This is a genomic window from Sphingomonas mesophila (genome assembly GCF_003499275.1).
Classification (GTDB): Bacteria; Pseudomonadota; Alphaproteobacteria; order Sphingomonadales; family Sphingomonadaceae; genus Sphingomicrobium; species Sphingomicrobium mesophilum.
Genome location: NZ_QWDF01000001.1, coordinates 1,984,654 through 2,005,903, shown reverse-complemented (window position 1 = coordinate 2,005,903; position 21,250 = coordinate 1,984,654). Strand labels below are relative to the sequence as shown.

Here is a 21,250-nt window from a genome sequence, read left to right as displayed (position 1 = left end):
CGTTATCGCGCCGCGCGGAGTCCGAGGCAAGCGAGGATATGATCCACCTGGGCGCGGGTCTCATCGAGCGAACCGCCGGTATCGATGACGAAATCGGCGCGCGCGCGCTTGTCGGCGTCGGGCAGCTGGCGCTCGAGGATTCGGTCGTATTTGGCGGGGGTCATGCCGGGGCGGGCGAGGACTCGCTGGCGCTGGACGTCGGGCGGCGCCGAGACGACGATCACGGTGTCGAAGTCGCCCTCGCCGCCGGTCTCGAACAGCAAGGGGATGTCGAACAGCAGGGCCGGCGCGGCGGCATTGGCAGCGATGAACCGCTCGCGCCGGTCGCGGACCCGGGGGTGGACGAGCAGCTCCAGCGCGGCGAGCGCGTCGCGGTCGTGGAGTACGCGCGCGGCCAGCAGCTCGCGGTCGATCGCACCGTCGCGCGCGGTGCCGGGGAACAGCGCGTCAATCTCTCCGACCAGCTCGCCGCCCGGGCCCTGCATGGTGCGCACCTCCGCGTCAGCGTCGAACACGGGAATGCCGGCCTCGGCGCACATCGCGGCGACGGTCGACTTGCCCATGCCGATCGAGCCGGTCAGCGCGATTTTTCTCATGGACGAAGCGCTAGCATGAGCTCGGAGTCCTTGTCGCGCGGGGGCTCGGCGCCGAACAGCAGTTCGAACGCGTTGGCCGCCTGCTCGACCAGCACCGCGAGGCCGTCGATGGTGGCGAGGCCGCGGGCGCGGGCGTCGGTCAGCAGCGCGGTCGGATCGGGATCGGTGACGAGGTCCATCACCCAGCCGCCGGCGGGCAGGCCGCCAAGGTCGAGCGCGAACGGCGGGTGGCCGGTCATGCCAAGCGGGGTGGCGTTGATCAGGCCGGCGGTGACGATCGGCGAATCGAATTGCGCGGGACCGAGCGCGGTGTCGAACTCCACCGCCAGTTTGCGCGCCTCGGCGAGGTCGCGCGACTGGATCCGCAGCTGGTGGAAATCGAGCAATTGCAGCGCGACCAGCACCGCGCGCGCGGCGCCGCCGGTGCCAAGCAGGGTGATGGCATCGGTCGCCGGCAGGCGCGGCTCGAGCAGGCGGGCGATGGCGCCGACATCGGTGTTGGCGGCGCTCAGCTGGCCGTCGCGCAGGAACAGCAGATTGGCGGCGCCGGCGGTGGTCGCGCGGTCGGAGGCGGAGTCGGCCAGCAGCAGGGCGTCGAGCTTGAGCGGCATGGTGACGTTGCAACCCCGCCAGCCGGGCTCGGCGCGGCGGCCGGCGATGAAGTCGGGGAGTTCGGCGCGGGTGACCTGGGTGGCGCGATAGTCACCGGGGAGGCCGAGCGCGGCGAGCCAGAAGCGGTGGATCTGCGGCGAGCGGCTGTGCGCGATCGGATCGCCGATCACTTCGGCCCAGGGCGCGGCGCTCATGCCTCAAGCAATCCGTGCTCGCGCAGCGTGCCGAGCAACGGCAGCAACGGCAGGCCGAGGATGGTGAAATGGCTGCCTTCGACGCGGTCGAACAATTGCGCGCCGAGGCCCTCCATCCGGAACACGCCGACGCACGCGCCGACGGCCGGCCACTCGGCTTCCAGATAATTGTGGATGAATGTTTCGCTCAAGGTTCGAACGTGAAGCCGCGCCTGGTCGCAATGGGTCCAGCGGACCGTGCCGCCGTTCGCCAGCACGACCGCGCTGGTGAGGGTCATCGCCCGGCCGGAAAAGGCGCGCAGATGCTCGGCCGCCTCGTCGCGGTCGCGCGGCTTGCCGAATCGGCGGCCGTCCACCGAAACCAGCGAATCGCCGCCGATGACCCAATCCTGCGAGAGGCGGGCGCTGACATCCTGTGCCTTGGCCGCGGCCAGCGCAGTCGCCAGCGCCGGATCGTCGCCGCCATGCGCCAGCTTGATCGGAGTCTCGTCGACCGCCGACGGCGCGACCCGGTGATCGACCCCGGCGGCGGCGAGGAGCGCGTGGCGAATGGCACTGCCGGAAGCGAGGATGAGCGCCATGAGCGAAGAACAACCTTGTGGATAAGTCGGTGAGTCGTAGCCGGGTCAGGCTGGGAGGCAAAGCCGCGCCGCGATTTGCGCTCGCCCCGCGGCGCCCGGCCACGATTCCGCCCACAGGCCGGCGCCCACGGCGGGGAATCGGGGAAAACGGGAATCGCGCCGGGCGACTCGCCGGAATTGCGCGATTCCGCGCGGGCCGCGGCTGTTGGCAAAGCCGGGACAGCGGCCTAAGCCCCGCTACCAAGCGGCCAATATCAATCTCTATCCTTAGATTCTTAGAGTCATAAGAAAGAAGAAGAAGGGGGTCCGGCCGGTCCTCCGCCAATGAGCGACATGCCCGACAAGCCCCTCCTTTCCGTGCTGCGCGGTGAGCGCCGCGACCCGCCGCCGATGTGGCTGATGCGCCAGGCCGGCCGCTATCTGCCCGAATATCGCGCGCTTCGGGCCGACAAGGGCGGGTTCCTCGAACTGGTCTACGACCCCGCCGCGGCGGCCGAGGTCACGCTCCAGCCGCTGCGCCGATTTGCGTTCGACGGCGCGATCCTGTTTTCCGACATTCTGATCGTGCCCTACGCGATCGGCCAGAAATTGTGGTTCGAGGCCGGCGAGGGGCCGCGCCTGGCGCCGCGGCTGGCCGAAGCGGCGCTGGACGACCTCACGCCGGCGCTGGAGCGGCTCACGCCGATCTACGAGACGGTGCGGCGGGTGAAGGCCGAGCTAAGTCCCGAGACCACCTTTCTCGGCTTTGCCGGAAGCCCGTGGACGGTCGCGACCTATATGATCGCCGGCCAGGGCAGCCGCGAGCAGGCCGAGGCCCGCACGTTGGCCTATCGCGACCCAGCCAAGATGGCGGCGATCATTGAGCGGATTGCCGCAGTGACGGTCGACTATCTGTCGGGTCAGATCGAAGCGGGCGTCGAGGCGGTGCAATTGTTCGACAGCTGGTCCGGAAGCCTGTCGCCCGATCAGTTCGAGCGGCTGGTGATCGCGCCGACCGCGGGGATCGTGGCGCAGTTGAAGGAGCGCCATCCGGGCGTGCCGATCATCGGCTTCCCCAAGGGCGCCGGCGGCAAGCTCGGTGCTTATGCGCGCGAGACCGGAGTCGATGCGATCGGGCTCGACGAGACGGTCAATCCGGCCTGGGCCGACCGCGAGCTGCCCGCCGGCCTGCCGGTCCAGGGCAATCTCGATCCGCTCGCCATCCTTGCCGGCGGGACCGCGCTGACCGACGCCGCGCAGCGCATCCTTGACGCCCTCGCCGGCCGCCCGCACATCTTCAACCTCGGCCACGGCATCGGCAAGGAGACTCCGGTCGCCCATGTCGAGCAGCTGGTCGAATTCGTCAAAGGCCAAGGGGCGCGGGCATGAGCGAGATGGCGGGCTTCCTCGGAGCGGCCTATCTGTGGGTCAAGGCGGCGCACGTCACCTTCGTCATCTTCTGGATGGCTGGCCTGTTCCTGGTGCCGCGCTTTTACGTCTATCACCACGCCGCCGCACCCGGCTCGGCCGAAGACCGCCAGTGGATCGAGCGCGAGAGCCGCTCGCGCAACATCATCCTGCTCCCGGCGATGGTCATCACCTGGCTGCTCGGCCTCGCGCTGGCGGTCCATCTCGACGCGTTCCGCGAAGGCTGGTTCATGGCCAAGCTGGCGCTGGTCGTCGCGCTGACCGGCTATCAGGGCTGGATCTCGAGCTACGGCCGAAAGCTGGCGAACGGCGTCCGACCGCTCGAGAACCGCACGCTGCGCATCATGAACGAGGTTCCGGGAATGGCCGCCGCTCTCATTGTCGTTTTGGTTATCGTTCGGCCGTTTTAAGGGCTGCACAGCCATTGCCGACCGTTCGAACTTTGGCGGACGCCAGATGAAAGGTCGGAATTCTCGTTCGCCTCAGGCTAGAGCGGCCGGAACGACATTGTTTAAAACGGTCGCCGCGATCGTTCCTCCAAGGAACAGCAACTCATCCCCTTTGGAGCGAAGTACGGGTCGTTCCCACCGCCAGACCGCGATTGCAATGACTAGCAAAAATGGGATTGTCAGCACATTGGCTACCAAGGATGCACCGACATTGAAGTGGGCAAGCTGATACGCTGCTTCGGTCATTCCGCTAAATGGCCCCCGTATTCCGAAGAAACGCTCTAAGGGTGCAGGCGAAAGCCCAAGCCGAGCTTCCATTTGAACAATCGGATTATGCTCGGCGTGAGCGAGCACCCAGAGCATTGGCAAGGTCAGCAACCGGGCAGGAAGAGGCGGCTTAGGCCGGTCCATCGATGACTGGCTTCCTCACGACCAAATAGATCGGAACAGCAACAATGCAGAGCAAGAACGTGAAAATGCCCCAGCCGATCCCGCTCATACCTCTTGAGTTGGCATCTTTTGCAATCAACACCGCGATAATCGCGGCGACAACAACGCCAATCAGTTGATAGCCGACCATGCTCCCGTCATCGGTTCCATCCATTTCCGCCCCCCTTTTGTCAGTTTTGACTTTGAGACCGTCACCGTAACCTTAGGATCGTCCGATCGTCAAACATCAGGCCGGGAGTTGTGGTTTTATGAGCGACCCTCCCCATATTGACTAAGCGGGCGCCCTTCACCTAGGGCCGCGGCAACGGCCGCGCCGGCCCGTTCCTTCCTTTGCCGGGGCGACCTCCTCCCTAATGCGCTGCGTCCTGCCGCGCCGGTCGTTCCCAGCCCTTCAAAAAGTCATCTCCAAATGCATCTCAAGGACCTCAAGCAGAAAAGCCCCGCGGACCTCGTCGCCATGGCCGAGGAGCTCGGAGTCGAGGGCGCTTCGACCCTGCGCAAGCAGGACCTCATGTTTTCGATCCTGAAAGAGCGCGCGGAAAGCGGCGCCGAGATCATGGGCATGGGCACGATCGAAGTGCTCAACGACGGCTTCGGCTTCCTGCGCAGCCCCGAGGCCAATTATCTCGCCGGCCCCGACGACATCTATGTCGCGCCCAACCATGTCCGCAAATTCGGGCTACGCACCGGCGATACGGTCGAGGGCGAGATTCGCGCGCCCAAGGACGGCGAGCGCTATTTCGCGCTGACCAAGGTCAGCCAGATCAACTACGACGAGCCCGACGCGGTCCGCCACCGGGTCAATTTCGACAATTTGACGCCGCTCTACCCGGATTCGAAGCTTCGCCTCGACACGCTCGATCCGACCATCAAGGACAAGAGCGCGCGGGTGATCGACATCGTCGCGCCGCTCGGCAAGGGCCAGCGTGCGCTGATCGTCGCCCCGCCACGCACCGGCAAGACGGTGCTGCTGCAGAACATCGCGCGGGCGATCACCGACAACAATCCCGAGGTGTTCCTGATCGTCCTCTTGATCGACGAGCGTCCCGAAGAAGTCACCGACATGCAGCGCTCGGTCAACGGCGAGGTCATCTCCTCGACCTTCGACGAGCCCGCACAGCGCCACGTCCAGGTCGCCGAGATGGTGATCGAGAAGGCCAAAAGGCTGGTCGAGCACAAGAAGGACGTGGTGATCCTGCTCGATTCGATCACCCGTCTCGGCCGCGCCTACAACACCGTCGTGCCGAGCTCGGGCAAGGTGCTGACCGGCGGCGTCGACGCCAACGCGCTGCAGCGGCCCAAGCGCTTCTTCGGCGCTGCGCGCAACATCGAGGAAGGCGGCAGTCTGTCGATCATCGCCACCGCGCTGATCGATACCGGATCGAAGATGGACGAGGTGATCTTCGAGGAGTTCAAGGGCACCGGCAACAGCGAAATCGTGCTCGACCGCAAGGTTTCGGACAAGCGCATCTTCCCGTCGCTCGACGTCGGCAAGTCCGGCACCCGCAAGGAGGAGCTGCTGGTCGACCAGGCGACTCTCTCCAAGATGTGGGTGCTGCGCCGGATCCTGATGCAGATGGGCACCATCGATGCGATGCAGTTCCTGCTCGACAAGATGAAGGACGCCAAGTCCAACGAGGACTTCTTCGCGAGTATGAATCAGTAAGCTGAGCCCGAGACCGGGCACGCTTCATGCGTGCTCGGTCGGACGCGCCGGGACCCGCCGCTCTGGCGCCCGGAACCGAATGCGAGCGAAAGTGTAGAGACGCGATGATCGAATTCCTGCTTGCCGCCGCCCATGCGGCCCCCGCCGGCTTTGGCGGTCCCGCCGACATGTGGGCGTCGATCGTCAAGGACTTCTCGAACATCACCGAGCCGGCCGCCTTCGCGGCCTTCATGCAGGTGCTGATGATCGACCTCGTGCTGGCCGGCGACAACGCCATCGTCGTTGGCGCGCTCGCCGCGGGCCTCCCCGCCGACCAGCGCAAGAAGGTCATCTTCATCGGCGTCGTCGCCGCGCTGGTGCTGCGCGTGATCTTCGCGCTGCTGGTGACCCAGCTGCTGCAGATCATCGGCCTGATCCTGATCGGCGGCCTGCTGCTTTTGTGGGTATCGTGGAAGATGTGGCGCGACCTTCGCCACACCGGCGAAGTGAGCGGCGGATCGCCCGAGATCCAGGGCGACGAGCATAGCGGAATCAAGCCCGCCAAGAGCTTCGCCGCCGCGGCCTGGGCGGTGGCCGTGGCCGACGTCAGCATGAGCCTCGACAACGTCCTCGCGGTGGCCGGCGCGGCGCGCGACCATCCCGGCATCCTCATCGTCGGACTGGTGTTCGCGGTCGCGCTGATGGGCATTGCCGCCAACATCATCGCCAAATATATCGAGCGCTACCGCTGGATCGCCTACATCGGGCTGGCGGTGATCGTCTATGTCGCGATCAAGATGATCTACGACGGCTGGGTCGATCCGCAGGTGGGCCTCGGCACCCTGTTCGCATGAGCCCGCCGCCCGCGTCGGGCGACACGATCTTCGCACTCTCGAGCGGCCGGCCGCCGGCGGCGGTCGCCATCATCCGTGTCAGCGGGCCACATGCGGTGGCCGCGGCGACGGCGCTGGCCGGGCCGCTGCCCGAGTCGCGCCGGGCCGAATTGCGCCGGCTGGCCGATCCGGAGAGCGGCGACGAACTCGACCGCGCGCTGGTGGTCCATTTCGCGGCCCCTGCGAGCGCCACTGGCGAGGATGTCGTCGAGCTGCACTGCCACGGCGGGCGGGCGGTGGTTGCGGCGGTTCTGGCGGCGCTGGGGCGCTGTGACGGGCTGCGGCCGGCCGAGCCGGGCGAGTTCACCCGCCGCGCCCTCGCCAACGGCCGGATCGACCTGACCGAGGCCGAGGGACTGGCCGACCTGCTCGAAGCCGAGACCGAGGCGCAGCGCAAGGCGGCGCTGGGGGTCGCGGGCGGCGCGGTCCGCCGCCAGGTCGAGTCGTGGCGCGAGGCGGTCGTCGCTTTGTCGGCGCGGGCCGAGGCGGCGATTGACTATGTCGGCGACGAGGACGAGACCGCGGTTGACGAGGCCGAGTTGCGGGAATCGGCGGGCACTGTGGGGGCGGAGATTCAAGCGTGGCTGGCGCAGCCGCGCGCCGAGCGGCTCAAGGACGGCATCCGAATCGTTGCCGCTGGGCCACCCAATGCCGGAAAGTCCAGTCTTATCAATGCTTTGTCTGGAGACGACCGAGCCATCGTTACGGACGTCGCAGGGACGACGCGTGACGTCATCGAAGTCCCGCTGGCGCTCGACGGATTGCCGCTGGTGCTGGTCGACACCGCCGGCCTGCGCAACAGCGGCGACCGGGTCGAGCAAATCGGCATCGCCCGCGCCCAGCAGGAACTGGCGCGGGCCGACGTGATCCTGTGGCTCGGTCCGCCGTCCGACGCGCCGAGTGGGCGCGTGATTCTGCTCCACCCGCGCTGCGATCTGCCCGGGCGGCGTCACGCACCCCCGAAAACGTTGGCGGTCTCGGCAAGGGACGGAACGGGCTTGGCCGAGCTCTGGAGCTGCATCGCTGCAGAAGCGCGGAGCCTGTTGCCCGATCTTTCGACGCCGGCCTTAAATGAACGGCAGGCAACCTGCCTCGACGATGCAGCGGCCGGTCTTTCTGCTGCGGCGATGGCGACCGACATCGCGGTCCTGGCGCACAATCTAGCAGCGGCCCGACGCGGCCTCGACCGGGTCATTGGAGCGGCTGATGTCGAGTCCGTTTTAGAGGCGCTGTTCGGGCGGTTTTGCCTCGGAAAGTGATGTTTCACGTGAAACATCGCGATTTTGCGTGCCGCAGGCGATTGCGCTAAGCGGCAGGGATGTTTGACGTAATTGTCATCGGTGGAGGGCATGCCGGGTGTGAAGCGGCTAGCGCAGCCGCCCGCCGTGGCGCGCGCGTCGCCCTGGTGACCTTTGCGCGGCGCGATCTCGGGCAAATGAGCTGCAACCCGTCGATTGGTGGGGTCGGCAAGGGCCATCTTGTGCGCGAGCTGGACGTGTTCGACGGACTGATGGCCCGCGCAGCGGACGCCGCCGCAATCCACCGCCGCATGCTCAACCGCAGCAAAGGCAGCGCCGTCCACGGCCCACGCGTCCAGGCTGATCGGACACTATACAAGCAAGCGATCGATAGCCTGGTCGACCGCTCCGGTGTGGTCGTCCTTGAAGGCGAGGCGACCGAGATCCTGACTGAGTCCGGCGCGGTTACGGGCGTGATGGCCGATGACCGGCGGCTCGACTGCCGCGCACTCGTGATCGCCACCGGCACCTTCCTCGATGCACGACTGTTTTGCGGGCTCGACCAAGTCGCCGGCGGCCGCTCGGGCGATCGGGCGTCGGTGCGACTGGCGGCGCAAATGCGCGAGCTGGGGTTGGCCCAGGGTCGCCTCAAGACCGGAACTCCGCCGCGGCTCGACGGTCGCGCCATCGACTGGTCGCGCACGACGCGGCAGCCGAGCGACCGCGAGTTGTGGACCATGTCGGCAATGCCCGCCGACCGCGCGCTGCCCCAGCTCGCCTGCGCTATCACGCGCACCAGCGAGAAGACCCACGACATCATCCGCGCTGCGGGCGATCGCTCGCCGCTGTTCGCCGGGATGATCGGGGGTCGCGGGCCGCGTTATTGCCCCTCGATCGAGGACAAGGTGCGCCGCTTCGGCGACCGCGACGGCCACCAGATTTTCCTCGAGCCCGAGGGACTGGCGTCCGAACTGGTCTATCCCAACGGCATCAGCACCTCGCTTCCGGCCGATGTCCAGGAGCGCTTCGTTCGCACCATCTCCGGTCTCGAACGCGCCCGGATCGTCCGTCCAGGATATGCGGTCGAATATGAGTATGCGGACTCGCGCCGCTTGGACTCCACGTTAGCGCATCGCGATCTCGCCGGCCTCTACTTGTGCGGACAGATCAATGGGACAACCGGATATGAGGAGGCCGCGGCGCAGGGCCTCGCCGCGGGGCTCAACGCTGCCGCCTTCGCCTGCGATCTCCAGCCGGTGCGGTTCGACCGGCGCACCTCCTATATCGGTGTGATGATCGACGACCTAACGCTGCAGGGCGTGAGCGAGCCCTATCGCATGATGACCGCGCGCGCCGAATACCGCCTCGCCCTACGCGCCGACAATGCCACCACGCGGCTCGGGGCGAACGCGCTCGCTGCGAACTGCGTGTCGGCCGATCGCCGAACGACCATCGTAGAGCACCTTGCTTATCGCGGTACGTCGGCCTTCGCTGAAACCGAGGAAGGCCGCGCCGACGCCCTCTACGCCCCCTACCTCGAGCGGCAACGGCGCGAGTGGCTGGCGATCGACCGCGACCGGAAGACGGTCATTCCACCCTCGTTCGACTTTGCTCAGATTCCTGGTTTGTCGAACGAATCCATCGAGCGATTGGCGTCTGCGCGGCCCGAAACGATCGACCAGGCCTCGCGGATCGCCGGCATCACGCCAGCTGCCTTAGCCGCTCTGCACGTTGGCCTCAGCCGCCTCGCCGCATGAACGTTATCGACGGTGTTTCACGTGAAACATGCGATCAACTTGAGCGCTACGTAGACCTTCTCCTCGAGGAATCGCGCTCGCAGAACCTCATTGCTTCGTCGACGATAGAGGATGTTTGGTCACGCCACATTGCGGACAGCGCCCAACTTGCCCCCCTCGCCGCCGCCGGCTCGCGTTGGGCCGATATCGGGTCGGGCGCCGGCCTGCCAGGTATCGTGCTCGCCATCGTGAACAAGGACCCGATCCTGCTCATCGAGCCCCGTCGCAAGCGCGCCGACTTCCTCATGAGCGTCATTTCTGAGCTAAGTCTGGACAACGCGGAGGTTTTCTGCGGCAAGGCGCAGAATGCCACCGGCCGGTTTGACGTCATCACCGCCCGCGCAGTTGCCGACGCCGGCGCGTTGCTCGCCATGTCGCTGCATCTGGCCCACGAAGATACCAAGTTTCTGTTGATGAAAGGGCGCGGCGCGCAATCCGAACTGGAGCAAGTCCAACGCACGTGGCAGGGTGAGTTCCGGCTGGTTGCCAGCCGCACCGCGCCCGACGCGGCGATCATCGTCGCCGAGGGCGTCCGCCGGAGGGGACGAGCATGATCTGCATCGCGGTCGCCAACCAGAAGGGCGGGGTCGGCAAGACCACGACGGCGATCAACCTCGCCACCGCGCTCGCCGCGATCGGCCGGCGCGTGCTGCTGGTCGATCTCGATCCCCAGGGCAACGCCTCGACCGGAGTCGGTGTCGGGCGCGACCAGCGCGAGCGCTCCAGCTACGACGTGCTGATCGGCGCCGCCTCGCTCGCCGAAGCGGCGGTCGCGACCCGGGTGCCGCGGCTCGACCTGGTGCCGGCGACGGTCGACCTGTCGGGCGCCGAGATCGAGCTGGTCGACCTGCCCAACCGGACGGGACGGCTCGGCGACGCCCTTGCCGCCGCCGCGGGCCGGTGGGATGTCTGCCTGGTCGATTGCCCGCCTTCGCTCGGCCTGCTGACCCTCAACGCCCTCGCCGCGGCCCAGCAGCTGCTTATCCCGCTGCAATCCGAATTCTTCGCGCTCGAGGGACTGTCGCAATTGCTCGGAACGGTCGAGCGCGTGCGCCAGGGCATGAATCCGGGCCTTGAGATCCTCGGCGTCGTGCTGACCATGTTCGACCGCCGCAACAACCTGTCGCAGCAGGTCGCGGAGGACGTTCGCGCCTGCCTTGGCGGCGTGGTGTTCGAAACCATCGTCCCGCGCAACGTGCGCCTGTCCGAAGCGCCGAGCCACGGCTTGCCGGCGCTGATCTACGATCTGCGCTGTCCCGGCTCGGAGGCCTATGTGCGGCTGGCGCGCGAAGTCATGGGGCGGCTGGCACGCCTCAGTGAAATGGAGGCGGCATGAGCGACAATCCCCGCAAGCACGGGCTCGGGCGCGGGCTCAGCGCCCTGCTCGGCGAGCCAAATGATCGCGCCGCGACCGAACAGCGCCGCGACGGCGTGCGCATGGTCGCCACCGCCAGCGTGCGCCCCAATCCGGACCAGCCGCGCAAGGCGTTCGACGAGGCCAGCCTGGCCGAGCTCGCCGAGTCGGTGGCGGCGCACGGCATCCTCCAGCCGATCCTCGTCCGCGCCGTCGGCGACGAATTCGAGATCATCGCCGGGGAGCGCCGCTGGCGGGCGGCACAGCGGGCGCAGCTTCATTCCATCCCCGCATTGGTGCGCGAGGACGGCGATTCGACCCGCGCCGAGCTGGCGTTGATCGAGAACGTGCAGCGCCAGGACTTGAACGCGATCGAGGAGGCTGAAGGCTATCAGGCGCTGATCGAGCGCCACGGCCACGGCCAGGATGCAGTCGCCAAATTGGTCGGCAAGTCGCGCAGCCACGTCGCTAACCTCTTGAGATTGCTGAATCTTCCCGACAGTGTGCGCCAAATGCTATTGCGAGGCGATCTCAGTATGGGCCATGCGCGCGCCGTGCTCGGCGCCGAGGATCCGGCCGCCGTCGCCGAGCAGGTGGTCGCCGGCGGGCTCAGCGTGCGCCAGGCCGAGGCATTGGCCAAGCAGGTCAAGCCCGGCGCCGGCCGCGACAGCAGCCGCGCCGCCGAGCGCGCGGGCCGGGGCTCCGCCGACGCCGATCTCGCCGCGCTCGAGCGCCAGCTCGGCGACATGCTCGGCCTCAAGGTCCAGGTGAAGCACAGCGGCAAGGGCGGCAGCGTGACCCTCGCCTACTCCTCGCTCGACCAGCTCGACATGATCTGCCAGCGGCTGAGCGGGGAAAGCATCTAGCGCCCGAGCGCAAGGCGCGGATTGCGCAGCAATCGGCGTCTTACGCGAAGAGAGCGGATGCCGGCCGACCACCGGTCCTCGACCGTGTGGATCGACGGCGCGGATTTACTCCGCGCCGCTGCCTTGCGTCCTTAGCGCGCCCGCTGCGCCACCCGCGCCACCGTCACCAGATGCTCGCCGATCGATGCCACCTCCGGCGCATCGCTCAGCATCAGCGCCCGCTCGATCTCGGCAGTCCGCTCGACCAGCCGCGCCAGCCGCTCCGGCGGCCAGGTCCGCAGCATCCGCTCCACCAGCTCCTTCTCCTTCCAGAAGATCGCTCGCCCGGCTGACGCCATGACGGCGGCCGACCGCTCGCCCTCCGCGATCCGCGCACGGAGCGGGATCACCGCCAGCAGCCGCCGCTGCAGCGCGCGCAGCACGCTGACGCCGTCCTTGGCGGCCAGCCCCGAGCGGTCGATCTCCTCGAGCAGCGCCGCCAGGTCGCCGTCGAGCGCGAGGTCGCCGAGCCTTTGCACGTCGCCCTCCCCGCCGCAGCCGAGCGCATCGACCACCTCGTGGGTCAGTGTCCGCGGCCGCTCCGGAGTCGAGTCGAGATATAGGGCGAACTTCGCCAGTTCCGAAGCGATCACCGCCCCATTGCCCCCGGCCTCGTCGGCGACCCGCTCGGCTACCGCGCGGTTGGCCGCCAGCCCCTCGGCCCGCGCCAGTTCGAGCACCAGCCGAACCGCATTGCCGCCCTCGGGCGCATAGGACGCGCTCGACAGCGCCGCGGCATGGGCATCGGCCAGCTTGAGCAAGGCGCCGGTCTTCTTCAGCGTCCCCGCGATCGCCACCACCACGCTTTCGGTCACCGCGGCATCGAGCAAGGCGGCGACTCCGGGCGCGATCTCGTCGCCGGCCGGCTCGATCCAGATCGCGCGCGGCCCGCCGAACAGCGCCATCGCGCTCGCCTCGTCGGGCAGGCTGGCCGGATCCTCCTTCACCGCGCTTGCGGCGAGCGCGAACTTGTCCGCCCCGAGCGCCGCCAGCAGCCGCGCGCCGAGCGCCCGCGATCCCGACTCGTCGGGCCCGTGGAACAGATAGAAGCGGATCGCCAGGTCGGGCCGGTCGAGCTTCGCCCCAACCGCCGCCGGCTTGACGATCATCGCGCCGCCGGGCGGTTGGTCATGAACATCGCCAGCCGCCCGACGATCTGGTCCGCGACCACGCCCGACAGACGCTCGAGCGCGCTCTGCTCGGCGGCGACCGTGGCATATTGCGAAGAGACGACGTCGATCCCCGCGTCGGACCCGGCGGTGGCGTCGAGCACGGTCAGCCCGGTCGCGGTGTCGACCAGCCGGTAGCGCGCGCGCAGCGTCCGCCGCTCGCGGGTCGCGGCGCGGTCGCCGCGGATTCCGAAGCCGGTGATATTGTCGTCAAGCTCGACCTCGAGCCGGTAGCGCGGGGTGGCGACGTCGCCGTGGCTCAGCCGCGACACCAATTCCTTGCGCACCAGCCAGCCGGCGCGGCCCGGGATCGGCTCGACCGCGACCGAATGGAGCCCCGCCGCAACTGCGCCGCTCTCCCCGCCGCCGTAGAGCGGGCGAAGGCCGCAGCCGGCCAGCAGCAGCGACAAAGCGAGGACAGCAGCGCGCATCATGCGACGATATTGACCAGTCGGTCGGGAACCACAATCACCTTGCGCGGGGTCGCCCCGCCAAGCTGCGCCTGGACCTTGGGTGAGGCCAGCGCCAGCGCTTCGGCCGCCGCCCGGTCGAGCCCGCGCGGCGCGGCGAGCGTGTCGCGCAGCTTGCCGTTGACCTGGATCGCCAGCGTAACCTCGTCGTCGACCAGCAGCGCTGCCTCGTGCGCCGGCCAATCGGCGTCGGCGATGAGGCCGCTTTCGCCGCGCGCCGCCCACGCTTCCTCAGCAAGGTGCGGGGCCATCGGCGCGACCAGCAGCAGCAGCGTTCGGATCGCCGTATCGCGAATCGCCGATGGCGCCGCTTTCTCGATCGCGCTGGTCAGCTCGTAGATGCTCGCCACCGCCTTGTTGAACTGAAGCCCGTCGATCGCCTCGCCGACCGCGGCGATGGTCCGGTGCAGCCGCCGCTCGAGATCGCGGTCGTCGCCCGAGCCGGCAACCGGCTGCCGCGCCAGCCGCCACACCCGCTGGACGAAGCGCGCCGCGCCCTCGATCCCGCCGATCGACCATTCGAGGTCGCGCTCGGGCGGCGAATCGCTGAGCATGAACCAGCGCACCGCGTCGGCGCCATAGCGGTCGATGATCGCGTCCGGGTCGACGACATTCTTCTTCGACTTGGACATCTTCTCGACGCGGCCGACGTGCACCTCGAAACCCGTGGTCCGTTGTATGGCCTTATTGCCGACTTTCTCGACGTCGTCGGGTGAAACCCAGTTCAACTCAATCGCAGTCGGACTCTGAAAAAAGCTTTCTTCGTTCGGCTTCAATTTCACCGTCTCGCGAGTCTGATAGGTCTCGTGGGTCACCATGCCTTGGGTGAACAGGCCGGCGAACGGCTCGGCGAATCCGATCCGGCCGATCCGCTGCAGCGCGCGGGTCCAGAAGCGGGCGTAGAGCAGGTGCAGGATCGCATGCTCGACCCCGCCGATATATTGGCCGACCGGGAGCCATTGCTCGGCCTCGGCGCGGTCGAACGGCGAGTCGCCCGGCTGGCTGGCGAAGCGGATGAAATACCAGGAGGAATCGACGAAGGTGTCGAGCGTGTCGGTCTCGCGCCGCGCCACTGCGCCGCACTTCGGGCAATCGACCTTGCTCCAGCTCGGGTGACGGTCGAGCGGATTGCCCGGCCGGTCGAACGCGACGTCCTCGGGCAGCACCAGCGGCAGCTGATCGCGCGGCAGCGGCACCGGCCCGCACGCCGCGCAATGGATGATCGGGATCGGCGTTCCCCAATAGCGCTGGCGTGACACGCCCCAGTCGCGCAGCCGGTACTGGACCTTGCCGCTGCCCCAGCCCGCCGCCTCGGCGCGCTTCACCACCTCGGCGCTCGCCGCGGCGCTGGTCATGCCGTCGAGGAATTGCGAATTGACCGCGATCCCCGCGCCGGTTTCCGCCTCGACCACCGGCTCGCCCGCCGCCTCGGCATTAGCCGCGACGACGCGGCGGATCGGGAGCTTGTATTTGGTCGCGAATTCGAAGTCGCGGGCGTCGTGCGCGGGCACCCCGAACAGCGCTCCGGTCCCGTAGTCGACCAGCACGAAATTGGCGATCCACACCGGCAGGCGCCAACTCGGATCGAGCGGGTGGACGACCTCAAGCCCGGTCGCCAGCCCGCGCTTCTCGGCAGTCTCGATCTCCGCCGCGGTGGTCCCGCCCTTGGCGCACTCGGCGATGAATTCGGCGATCTCGGGCCGCTCGGCGGCGAGCGCCTCGGCCAGCGGATGGCCGGGCGAAATGGCGACGAAGCTGGCGCCGAAAATGGTGTCGGGGCGGGTGGTGAACACCTCGATGTCGCAACCGCCGCCCGGCGGGCTATCGGCCAGCCGGAAGCAGAATTGCAGCCCCTCGCTGCGCCCGATCCAATTGGCCTGCATCAGCCGCACCTTGTCGGGCCACTGGTCGAGCGTCTCGAGTCCGGCGAGCAGCTCCTCGGCGAAGTCGGTGATCTTGAGGAACCACTGGTTCAATTTCTTGCGCGTCACCGGCGCTCCGGAGCGCCAGCCCTTGCCGTCGATCACCTGCTCATTGGCGAGCACAGTCATGTCGACCGGGTCCCAATTGACCTCGCTTTCCTTGCGATAGACCAGCCCGGCCTCGAGCAAATCGAGGAACAGCGCCTGCTCGTGGCCGTAATAGTCGGGCTCGCAGGTCGCCAGCTCGCGGCTCCAGTCGATCGCCAGGCCGAGCCGCTGCAATTGGCCGCGCATCGTCGCAATGTTCTGCCGGGTCCACGCGCCCGGGTGGACTTGTTGCTCGATCGCGGCATTCTCGGCCGGCATCCCGAAGGCGTCCCAGCCCATCGGGTGGAGCACTTCGTGGCCCTGCATCCGGCGATAGCGGGCGAGCACGTCGCCCATCGCATAATTGCGCACATGCCCCATGTGGATGCGCCCCGAGGGATAGGGGAACATCTCGAGCACGTAGCTCTTCGGCTTGGCGCTATTGCTGTCGGCGCGGAAGCTGTCGGCCTGCGCCCAGCGCTGCTGCCAGCGCGGGTCGGTTTGGGCGGGATCGAAACGGTCGCTCATCGCCGCGCCCTAAAGCACGGGCGCGCGCAAAATGGAAACCGCCGCGAGCCTAGCCGCCGATGGTCGTGCGGCGCAGGTCGCGGGCGCGGGTCAGGATGATGTCTTCCAGCTTCTGGACGGTGGCCGCGGCGACCGGCGCGTCGACCCAGGTCCCGCCCTGGTTGATCTGGCGGCTGGCGGCGACTCGCAGCGCGTCGGCGCGCAGTTCCTGGTCGAGGATCGAGACGGTGAGCTTGATCCGCTCGCCGGGGTTGGTCGGGCTGGCGTACCAGTCGGTGATGATCACCCCGCTGTTGGCGTCGGCCTGCAGCAACGGCGCGAACGAGACGGTGTCGACCGCCGCGCGCCACAGATAGGCGTTGACCCCGATGCTGGTCATGCGCGCCGGGGCGAGCGTCACCGGCGCCTCGCGGTTGGTCGAGCAGGCGCTTGCGACCGGCGCCAGTGCGAGCACCACGAGCAGGCTATGGGGGAGGCGGGTCATGCGCAATTTCCTGACTGTAAGGGCGATTTCGCGCCGGTTATAGTCGGGCGTCCAGCGCCCGCAAGCGGCAAGGCGCTGTTCATCTGTGGGACAGTTTATGTGGTGCCGGGGCCACAGGGTGCGGGGGAATCGTCCGCGCCCCTTGGAACCATCGGTCGGGAATCGCTATATCCCATGAACGAAGGAGTCGTCTGGGTGCGTCACAGGGGCAAATCGCTGGGGACTTGGGCCGGGGCCGCGCTGGTCGCGACCGCGCTCGCCCTGCCGGCGGTCGCCATCGCCAAGCCCGAACGCCGCCCGCCGCCGGTGTCGATCAGCTTCGACAGCGTCAGCGGCTTCACCCCCGCGTCGACCGATCCCCGGCTTGCCGCGGCGCTTGCCGCACGCGGTTCGGCGGCGAGCGATTTCAAGTTCACTCCCGCTGCTCCTAAGGGCCGCCCGTCGCAGGTCCGGGTCGCGATCCGCGCTAAGGCGCCAGCGCTCGCCGCTCGCTCGACCGATTCGACTCCGGCGGTCACCGCGCTGACCCAGGCCAGCTACAATCTCGGCGTCGCGGTCGGCTGGCGCCGCTTCGCGGTCACCGGCGATATCGCCAAGACCGCCAGCCCGGCAATCGCGCTCGGCGGCAAGGAATCGGCCGTGGTCGGGGTCAATTACTCGCTCGGCAAGAAGGTCACCGGCCGGGTCTCGGCGCTGGCCGAGCGCAGCGACGCGACCCGCTCGCCGGCGCTGGGCACCGAGCGGACCTACGCGCTCGACGTCGGCGGCGCTTACTCGCTGACCCGCAACATCGCCGTCACCGGCGGGGTCCGCTACCGCGTCGACCGCGACCGCGACGCCGCCCTGCGCGACGACCGCCGCGACAGCCAAGCGGTCTACGTCGGGACAGCGTTTAAGTTTTAGCAAAGCCGCCGAGCGCGGCGACGCCGGCGCGCCAGCGTCGCCGGAGCAGCGCGTAGAGCTGGCGCATGCCGGCCGACAGGTCCCCCGGACCTGATCCGGGGGAACCTGATCGACGTCATGCGATTTACTCGCATGACGGCCCGCCTATAGCGCTTCCATGCCCCCCGCCGACCGCCTATCCGAAATCCGCGCCCGCATCGCCCGCGCCGCAGCCCTCGCCCAGCGCGACCCGGCCGAAATCACCCTCATCGCCGTCACCAAGACCCGCTCGCCAGCCGAAATCGAAGCCCTGATCGCCGCCGGCCAGCGCGATTTCGGCGAGAATCGGGTGCAGGAAGCGGCCGACAAATGGCCCGCGCTCAAGGCCCGCCACCCCGGCATCCGGCTGCACATGATCGGCCGCCTGCAGTCCAACAAGGCGGCGCAGGCGGCCGACCTCTTCGACTCGATCCACTCGCTCGACCGCCCAAGCCTGCTCGACGCCCTCGCCGCCATCCCCGATCCGCCCGGCTGCTTCGTCCAGGTCAACATCGGCGCCGAGCCGCAAAAGGGCGGAGTTGAGATCGACGCGCTGCCAGAGTTCCTCAACCAGGTCCGCGCCGCCGGCCTCCCGCTCTCCGGACTGATGGCGATCCCGCCCGACGGCCATCAGGCCGGTCCTTATTTCGCGCTCCTCGCCAAGCTCGCGCGGCGTCATGGCGTCAGCGGCCTCAGCATGGGCATGAGCGGCGATTTCGAGACCGCGGTGATGCTCGGCGCGACCCACGTGCGAGTCGGCAGCGCGCTGTTCGACGACTAATCGAGGTGCCCGCTGCGCGCCCGTTTGGTCGCGACATAATCGGCGTTGTGCGGATTGACCGGCATATGGTGGCCGACCCGCTCGACCACCGCCACCCCCGCCGCCTCCAATCCCGCGACCTTGGCCGGGTTGTTGGTCAGCAGCCGCACCGCGTCGATCTTCAGCGCCCGCAGCATCGCCGCCGCCACGCCATGATCGCGCTCGTCGTCGGCGAACCCCAGCCGGCGGTTGGCATCGACCGTGTCGAGCCCGCGGTCCTGCAGCGCATAGGCGCGGATCTTGTTGACCAGCCCGATCCCGCGCCCCTCCTGGCGCAAATAGAGCAGCACTCCGCCGCCCGCCGCCGCGATCATCCGCAGCGCCTCGCGCAATTGCGGCCCGCAGTCGCATTTGAGGCTGCCGAACACGTCTCCGGTCAGACACTCGCTGTGCAGCCGCACCAGCGGCGGCGCCTCGCCCCACGCGCCGATCACCAGCGCGACATGCTCCGCGCCCGTGCCGTCCTCGCGAAAGGCGACGATCTGCGCCTCGCCGATTTCCTCGAGCGGCAGCCGCGCACGCACGGCGACGGTCACCCTAGCCCCGGTCAGAATGTCGTCTGGCATGACTTCCGCGTCCGCCGCGCCCACCTCGATCCAGAGCGCCGGAAGCAGCCCCGCCAGCCGCGCCAGCCTGAGCGCCGCCCGAGCGCTTTCGGCATCGCCCACCGCCTTCGTCTCCAGCGGGCCGCCCAAAAACCGGTCGAAATCGCGGCTCGGGTCGACGATCGCGCGCACCGCCTCCGCGTCCAGCCACTCGGCCCGCGCGATCACCGTCGGCGCGCTGCCGTCGACCGCGATCTGGTTGCCGAGCCCCAACGCCGCCGCCCGCTCGCCGCTGACCAGCACATCGGCCGCGGCCTCGACCCGCCCGGTCTCGACCGAGCGCACCACCAACGCGCCGACCCGCACCGCCAGCCCGCCGCGCAGCGCCGCGATCGCGCGCTCCAGCGCACTCCCGCTCACAGCTCGAATTCCACCACCAGCGGCACATGGTCGCTCGGCCGCTGCCAGCTTCGGCACGGCTCGAGCACGCGGTGCGCGCTCGCCTGCGGCGCAAGGCCCGGGCTGCACCACATATGGTCCAGCCGCCGCCCGCGGTCGTTCTTGGTGAAGTCGAGCGAGCGATAGCTCCACCAGGTGAAGTTGCGCTCGGGCGCGGGGATGAAATGGCGGCCGAGATCGACCCACTCGTGCGCCGCCTGAAGCCGCCCCAGCGCCGCGACCTCGACCGGCGTATGGCTGACCACGTCGAGCAGCGCCTTGTGGCTCCACACGTCGCATTCCAGCGGCGCGACGTTGAAGTCGCCGACGATCAGGGTCGGCTCGCGAAGTCCCTCGGACCAGCGCGTCATGCGCTCGATGAAGTCGAGCTTCTGGCCGAACTTGGGGTTGAGCGTGCGGTCCGGCGTGTCGCCGCCCGCCGGCACATAGACGTTCTCGATGCGGATCCCGCAGTCGAGCCGGGCGCCGATGTGCCGCGCCTCGCCATTGTCCTGCCAGTCGTGCCGCCCCTCGTCGTGCAGCGGCAGCCGCGACAGGATCGCCACGCCGTGGTGCATGCGCTGGCCGTTGAGCTTGCGGTGGGTGTAGCCGAGCCCGTGGAACAGCTCGGCCGGAAACACATGGTCCTCGGCCTTGGTCTCCTGGAGGCACAGGATATCGGGCTGCTCGTCGGCGATCAGCTGCGCGATGATCGGCGCTCGGGCGCGCACCGAATTGATGTTCCAGCTGGCGATCTTGAGACGGGTCACGCTGGCGCTCTAGCCGAAACCCTCCCGTCATTGCGAGCGGAGCGAAGCAATCCAGCCGCTCGGATGTTGGGCCGCCGTCAGGACCAGCCGTAAAAACCAAAAGGCCCCCGCTCCGGGGGCATTGGAGCGAGGGCCGACCAAGCGTCAATCACGCAAGGTGATCGCCGCTGCCCGGGTAACAGGGGGAAACCCCAAGCAATGCGCGACGATCACGGTCCGGATAGCGAAGCGAGCCTGACCCGGCGATGAATGGTTGCCGATCGCTACCGAAATAACCCTTTGCGGCTCACGGCTTGCGCGGTTCCTTGTAGGTGAACGCGCTCTCCGGAACGGCGACATTGTAGCGCTGGTTGGTCAGCGTCACCTTGGTCCTCTTGTTCTGCGCGTCGATCGCCGTCCAGCCCTGCAGCAGCAGTCCGCCGGGCGCGGCGGGCGAGCGGATGAAGCCCAGCACCAGCGTCCCGAACTCTGGCCGGCGGGCATCGCGCGCCCGCACGATCAGCACGCGCGGGTCGCCGTTCGGCACGACCTTGGCGATGCGGTCGAGGTCGGGATTGCCCGACAGCAGCACCGACAGCGGCGATTTGGAGATCGCCCAGCTCGACTTCTGGTTCACTTCATAGTCGACGAAGGTCAGCGTCTTGCCGTTGCCGACCAGCAGCATGTTGGCGCCGCGGCCATATTCGAAGCGGATCCGCCCCGGCCGCTTGAGCGACAGCGTACCGGACAGCTGGCGGCCCTTGGCGTCGGTCTGGACGAAATTGGCGGTCATCGACTGCGCCGAATTGAGGTGCGCCTCGACCTTGGCGAGGTCGCTCGACTGAGCCGCCGCCGGGGCAGCAAGGGCGACGATCGCCAGCGGCGCCGCCAGGCGCGCGGCAAGGGTCGGGAAAGTCATCGTGTCAAATCTCCGAAGAAAGGTTCGTGGCACGGAATCGCGCTCGCGCATTGAATGCCCCCTGAACCTTTGGGTTCC

At 68.3% G+C, this 21,250-nt stretch carries 23 protein-coding genes; 11 read left to right on the top strand and 12 right to left on the bottom strand.

Features of this window, described 5'->3' with window-relative positions; translation table 11 throughout:
• Positions 1-2: 2 nt before the first annotated feature.
• From coaE to D0Z60_RS10025, 3 genes are read right to left on the bottom strand one after another with little or no spacing between them, the layout of a single operon-like run.
• Positions 3-596 carry a dephospho-CoA kinase gene (coaE, locus tag D0Z60_RS10035; RefSeq protein ID WP_118858104.1) on the bottom strand — a complete coding sequence of 198 codons (594 nt, stop codon included), beginning with the start codon at positions 594-596 and terminating at the stop codon, positions 3-5.
• The gene (locus tag D0Z60_RS10030; protein ID WP_118858103.1) at positions 593-1,402 is read right to left on the bottom strand and encodes a shikimate dehydrogenase family protein; all 810 of its coding nucleotides are present in this window, start codon (positions 1,400-1,402) and stop codon (positions 593-595) included. Before D0Z60_RS10030 ends, coaE begins: the two co-directional genes overlap by 4 nt.
• On the bottom strand, positions 1,399-1,983 hold the full coding sequence (locus D0Z60_RS10025) for a Maf family protein (RefSeq protein WP_118858102.1): 585 nt from the start codon (positions 1,981-1,983) through the stop codon (positions 1,399-1,401). The genes D0Z60_RS10030 and D0Z60_RS10025 overlap by 4 nt, the downstream gene beginning before the upstream one ends.
• Before the next feature lie 324 nt (positions 1,984-2,307).
• On the opposite strand from D0Z60_RS10025, the gene hemE reads away from it, so the two are divergent.
• Together hemE and D0Z60_RS10015 are read left to right on the top strand one after the other, a co-directional pair.
• Positions 2,308-3,351 carry a uroporphyrinogen decarboxylase gene (hemE, locus tag D0Z60_RS10020; protein ID WP_118858101.1) on the top strand — a complete coding sequence of 348 codons (1,044 nt, stop codon included), beginning with the start codon at positions 2,308-2,310 and terminating at the stop codon, positions 3,349-3,351.
• Positions 3,348-3,800, top strand: a complete 453-nt coding sequence (locus D0Z60_RS10015) for a CopD family protein (protein WP_118858100.1) — start codon at positions 3,348-3,350, stop codon at positions 3,798-3,800. The genes hemE and D0Z60_RS10015 overlap by 4 nt, the downstream gene beginning before the upstream one ends.
• A gap of 72 nt (positions 3,801-3,872) precedes the next feature.
• Here D0Z60_RS10015 and D0Z60_RS10010 read toward each other — a convergent pair whose 3' ends face one another.
• Both D0Z60_RS10010 and D0Z60_RS10005 read right to left on the bottom strand, forming a co-directional pair.
• Complete coding sequence (locus D0Z60_RS10010) at positions 3,873-4,217, bottom strand: DUF2752 domain-containing protein (protein WP_162888194.1); 345 nt, start codon at positions 4,215-4,217, stop codon at positions 3,873-3,875.
• 19 nt (positions 4,218-4,236) lie between these two features.
• Complete coding sequence (locus D0Z60_RS10005) at positions 4,237-4,443, bottom strand: hypothetical protein (RefSeq protein ID WP_205421054.1); 207 nt, start codon at positions 4,441-4,443, stop codon at positions 4,237-4,239.
• 255 nt (positions 4,444-4,698) lie between these two features.
• On the opposite strand from D0Z60_RS10005, the gene rho reads away from it, so the two are divergent.
• The 7 genes from rho to D0Z60_RS09970 all read left to right on the top strand — a co-directional run bounded on the left by rho (position 4,699) and on the right by D0Z60_RS09970 (position 12,081).
• Entirely contained in the window at positions 4,699-5,955 is a 1,257-nt protein-coding gene (gene rho / locus D0Z60_RS10000) for a transcription termination factor Rho (RefSeq protein WP_118858098.1), read from the top strand.
• A 104-nt stretch (positions 5,956-6,059) separates the two neighbouring features.
• Positions 6,060-6,788, top strand: a complete 729-nt coding sequence (locus D0Z60_RS09995) for a YjbE family putative metal transport protein (protein WP_118858097.1) — start codon at positions 6,060-6,062, stop codon at positions 6,786-6,788.
• Complete coding sequence (mnmE, locus tag D0Z60_RS09990; protein WP_118858096.1) at positions 6,785-8,086, top strand: tRNA uridine-5-carboxymethylaminomethyl(34) synthesis GTPase MnmE; 1,302 nt, start codon at positions 6,785-6,787, stop codon at positions 8,084-8,086. The genes D0Z60_RS09995 and mnmE overlap by 4 nt, the downstream gene beginning before the upstream one ends.
• A gap of 59 nt (positions 8,087-8,145) precedes the next feature.
• Positions 8,146-9,822 (top strand): tRNA uridine-5-carboxymethylaminomethyl(34) synthesis enzyme MnmG, encoded by a 1,677-nt coding sequence (gene mnmG / locus D0Z60_RS09985; protein ID WP_118858095.1) that lies wholly within the window; start codon positions 8,146-8,148, stop codon positions 9,820-9,822.
• Complete coding sequence (rsmG, locus tag D0Z60_RS09980; protein WP_118858094.1) at positions 9,819-10,415, top strand: 16S rRNA (guanine(527)-N(7))-methyltransferase RsmG; 597 nt, start codon at positions 9,819-9,821, stop codon at positions 10,413-10,415. The genes mnmG and rsmG overlap by 4 nt, the downstream gene beginning before the upstream one ends.
• The gene (locus D0Z60_RS09975) at positions 10,412-11,197 is read left to right on the top strand and encodes a ParA family protein (RefSeq protein ID WP_118858093.1); all 786 of its coding nucleotides are present in this window, start codon (positions 10,412-10,414) and stop codon (positions 11,195-11,197) included. The genes rsmG and D0Z60_RS09975 overlap by 4 nt, the downstream gene beginning before the upstream one ends.
• On the top strand, positions 11,194-12,081 hold the full coding sequence (locus D0Z60_RS09970; protein WP_118858092.1) for a ParB/RepB/Spo0J family partition protein: 888 nt from the start codon (positions 11,194-11,196) through the stop codon (positions 12,079-12,081). Before D0Z60_RS09975 ends, D0Z60_RS09970 begins: the two co-directional genes overlap by 4 nt.
• 131 nt (positions 12,082-12,212) lie before the next feature.
• Here the strand turns inward: D0Z60_RS09970 and D0Z60_RS09965 are convergent, their stop codons facing one another.
• From D0Z60_RS09965 to D0Z60_RS09950, 4 genes are read right to left on the bottom strand one after another with little or no spacing between them, the layout of a single operon-like run.
• Positions 12,213-13,229, bottom strand: a complete 1,017-nt coding sequence (locus D0Z60_RS09965) for a DNA polymerase III subunit delta (protein ID WP_118858091.1) — start codon at positions 13,227-13,229, stop codon at positions 12,213-12,215.
• Positions 13,226-13,723 carry an LPS assembly lipoprotein LptE gene (gene lptE / locus D0Z60_RS09960; protein WP_118858090.1) on the bottom strand — a complete coding sequence of 166 codons (498 nt, stop codon included), beginning with the start codon at positions 13,721-13,723 and terminating at the stop codon, positions 13,226-13,228. Before lptE ends, D0Z60_RS09965 begins: the two co-directional genes overlap by 4 nt.
• Entirely contained in the window at positions 13,720-16,296 is a 2,577-nt protein-coding gene (gene leuS / locus D0Z60_RS09955) for a leucine--tRNA ligase (protein ID WP_118858089.1), read from the bottom strand. Before leuS ends, lptE begins: the two co-directional genes overlap by 4 nt.
• Before the next feature lie 49 nt (positions 16,297-16,345).
• Entirely contained in the window at positions 16,346-16,780 is a 435-nt protein-coding gene (locus tag D0Z60_RS09950; RefSeq protein WP_118858088.1) for a DUF3576 domain-containing protein, read from the bottom strand.
• 174 nt (positions 16,781-16,954) lie between these two features.
• On the opposite strand from D0Z60_RS09950, the gene D0Z60_RS09945 reads away from it, so the two are divergent.
• A complete protein-coding gene (locus D0Z60_RS09945) occupies positions 16,955-17,683 on the top strand; it encodes a hypothetical protein (RefSeq protein ID WP_118858087.1) in 729 nt (242 codons plus the stop codon).
• A 157-nt stretch (positions 17,684-17,840) separates the two neighbouring features.
• Entirely contained in the window at positions 17,841-18,482 is a 642-nt protein-coding gene (locus tag D0Z60_RS09940) for a YggS family pyridoxal phosphate-dependent enzyme (RefSeq protein ID WP_118858086.1), read from the top strand.
• Here D0Z60_RS09940 and ribA read toward each other — a convergent pair.
• The 3 genes from ribA to D0Z60_RS09930 form a co-directional block, all read right to left on the bottom strand.
• On the bottom strand, positions 18,479-19,486 hold the full coding sequence (ribA, locus tag D0Z60_RS09935; protein WP_240325611.1) for a GTP cyclohydrolase II: 1,008 nt from the start codon (positions 19,484-19,486) through the stop codon (positions 18,479-18,481). The two genes, D0Z60_RS09940 and ribA, sit on opposite strands and share 4 nt — an antisense overlap.
• Positions 19,483-20,274 (bottom strand): exodeoxyribonuclease III, encoded by a 792-nt coding sequence (locus tag D0Z60_RS11955; RefSeq protein ID WP_240325610.1) that lies wholly within the window; start codon positions 20,272-20,274, stop codon positions 19,483-19,485. The genes ribA and D0Z60_RS11955 overlap by 4 nt, the downstream gene beginning before the upstream one ends.
• Positions 20,275-20,560: 286 nt before the next feature.
• A complete protein-coding gene (locus D0Z60_RS09930; protein ID WP_118858084.1) occupies positions 20,561-21,172 on the bottom strand; it encodes a LolA family protein in 612 nt (203 codons plus the stop codon).
• Between the last annotated feature and the right edge of the window lie 78 nt (positions 21,173-21,250).

Bases quoted from the DNA above. Each gene is read 5' to 3' on its own strand.
- D0Z60_RS09940 (WP_118858086.1), top strand. From the start codon at position 17,841: ATGCCCCCCGCCGACCGCCTATCCGAAATCCGCGCCCGCATCGCCCGC.
- hemE (WP_118858101.1), top strand. From the start codon at position 2,308: ATGAGCGACATGCCCGACAAGCCCCTCCTTTCCGTGCTGCGCGGTGAG.
- D0Z60_RS10025 (WP_118858102.1), bottom strand. From the start codon at position 1,983: ATGGCGCTCATCCTCGCTTCCGGCAGTGCCATTCGCCACGCGCTCCTC.
- D0Z60_RS10015 (WP_118858100.1), top strand. From the start codon at position 3,348: ATGAGCGAGATGGCGGGCTTCCTCGGAGCGGCCTATCTGTGGGTCAAG.
- coaE (WP_118858104.1), bottom strand. From the start codon at position 596: ATGAGAAAAATCGCGCTGACCGGCTCGATCGGCATGGGCAAGTCGACC.
- rsmG (WP_118858094.1), top strand. From the start codon at position 9,819: ATGAACGTTATCGACGGTGTTTCACGTGAAACATGCGATCAACTTGAG.
- D0Z60_RS09975 (WP_118858093.1), top strand. From the start codon at position 10,412: ATGATCTGCATCGCGGTCGCCAACCAGAAGGGCGGGGTCGGCAAGACC.
- D0Z60_RS10005 (WP_205421054.1), bottom strand. From the start codon at position 4,443: ATGGATGGAACCGATGACGGGAGCATGGTCGGCTATCAACTGATTGGC.
- D0Z60_RS10030 (WP_118858103.1), bottom strand. From the start codon at position 1,402: ATGAGCGCCGCGCCCTGGGCCGAAGTGATCGGCGATCCGATCGCGCAC.
- rho (WP_118858098.1), top strand. From the start codon at position 4,699: ATGCATCTCAAGGACCTCAAGCAGAAAAGCCCCGCGGACCTCGTCGCC.
- lptE (WP_118858090.1), bottom strand. From the start codon at position 13,723: ATGATGCGCGCTGCTGTCCTCGCTTTGTCGCTGCTGCTGGCCGGCTGC.
- D0Z60_RS09950 (WP_118858088.1), bottom strand. From the start codon at position 16,780: ATGACCCGCCTCCCCCATAGCCTGCTCGTGGTGCTCGCACTGGCGCCG.
- D0Z60_RS09995 (WP_118858097.1), top strand. From the start codon at position 6,060: ATGATCGAATTCCTGCTTGCCGCCGCCCATGCGGCCCCCGCCGGCTTT.
- mnmG (WP_118858095.1), top strand. From the start codon at position 8,146: ATGTTTGACGTAATTGTCATCGGTGGAGGGCATGCCGGGTGTGAAGCG.
- leuS (WP_118858089.1), bottom strand. From the start codon at position 16,296: ATGAGCGACCGTTTCGATCCCGCCCAAACCGACCCGCGCTGGCAGCAG.
- D0Z60_RS09965 (WP_118858091.1), bottom strand. From the start codon at position 13,229: ATGATCGTCAAGCCGGCGGCGGTTGGGGCGAAGCTCGACCGGCCCGAC.
- D0Z60_RS09945 (WP_118858087.1), top strand. From the start codon at position 16,955: ATGAACGAAGGAGTCGTCTGGGTGCGTCACAGGGGCAAATCGCTGGGG.
- mnmE (WP_118858096.1), top strand. From the start codon at position 6,785: ATGAGCCCGCCGCCCGCGTCGGGCGACACGATCTTCGCACTCTCGAGC.
- D0Z60_RS09930 (WP_118858084.1), bottom strand. From the start codon at position 21,172: ATGACTTTCCCGACCCTTGCCGCGCGCCTGGCGGCGCCGCTGGCGATC.
- D0Z60_RS09970 (WP_118858092.1), top strand. From the start codon at position 11,194: ATGAGCGACAATCCCCGCAAGCACGGGCTCGGGCGCGGGCTCAGCGCC.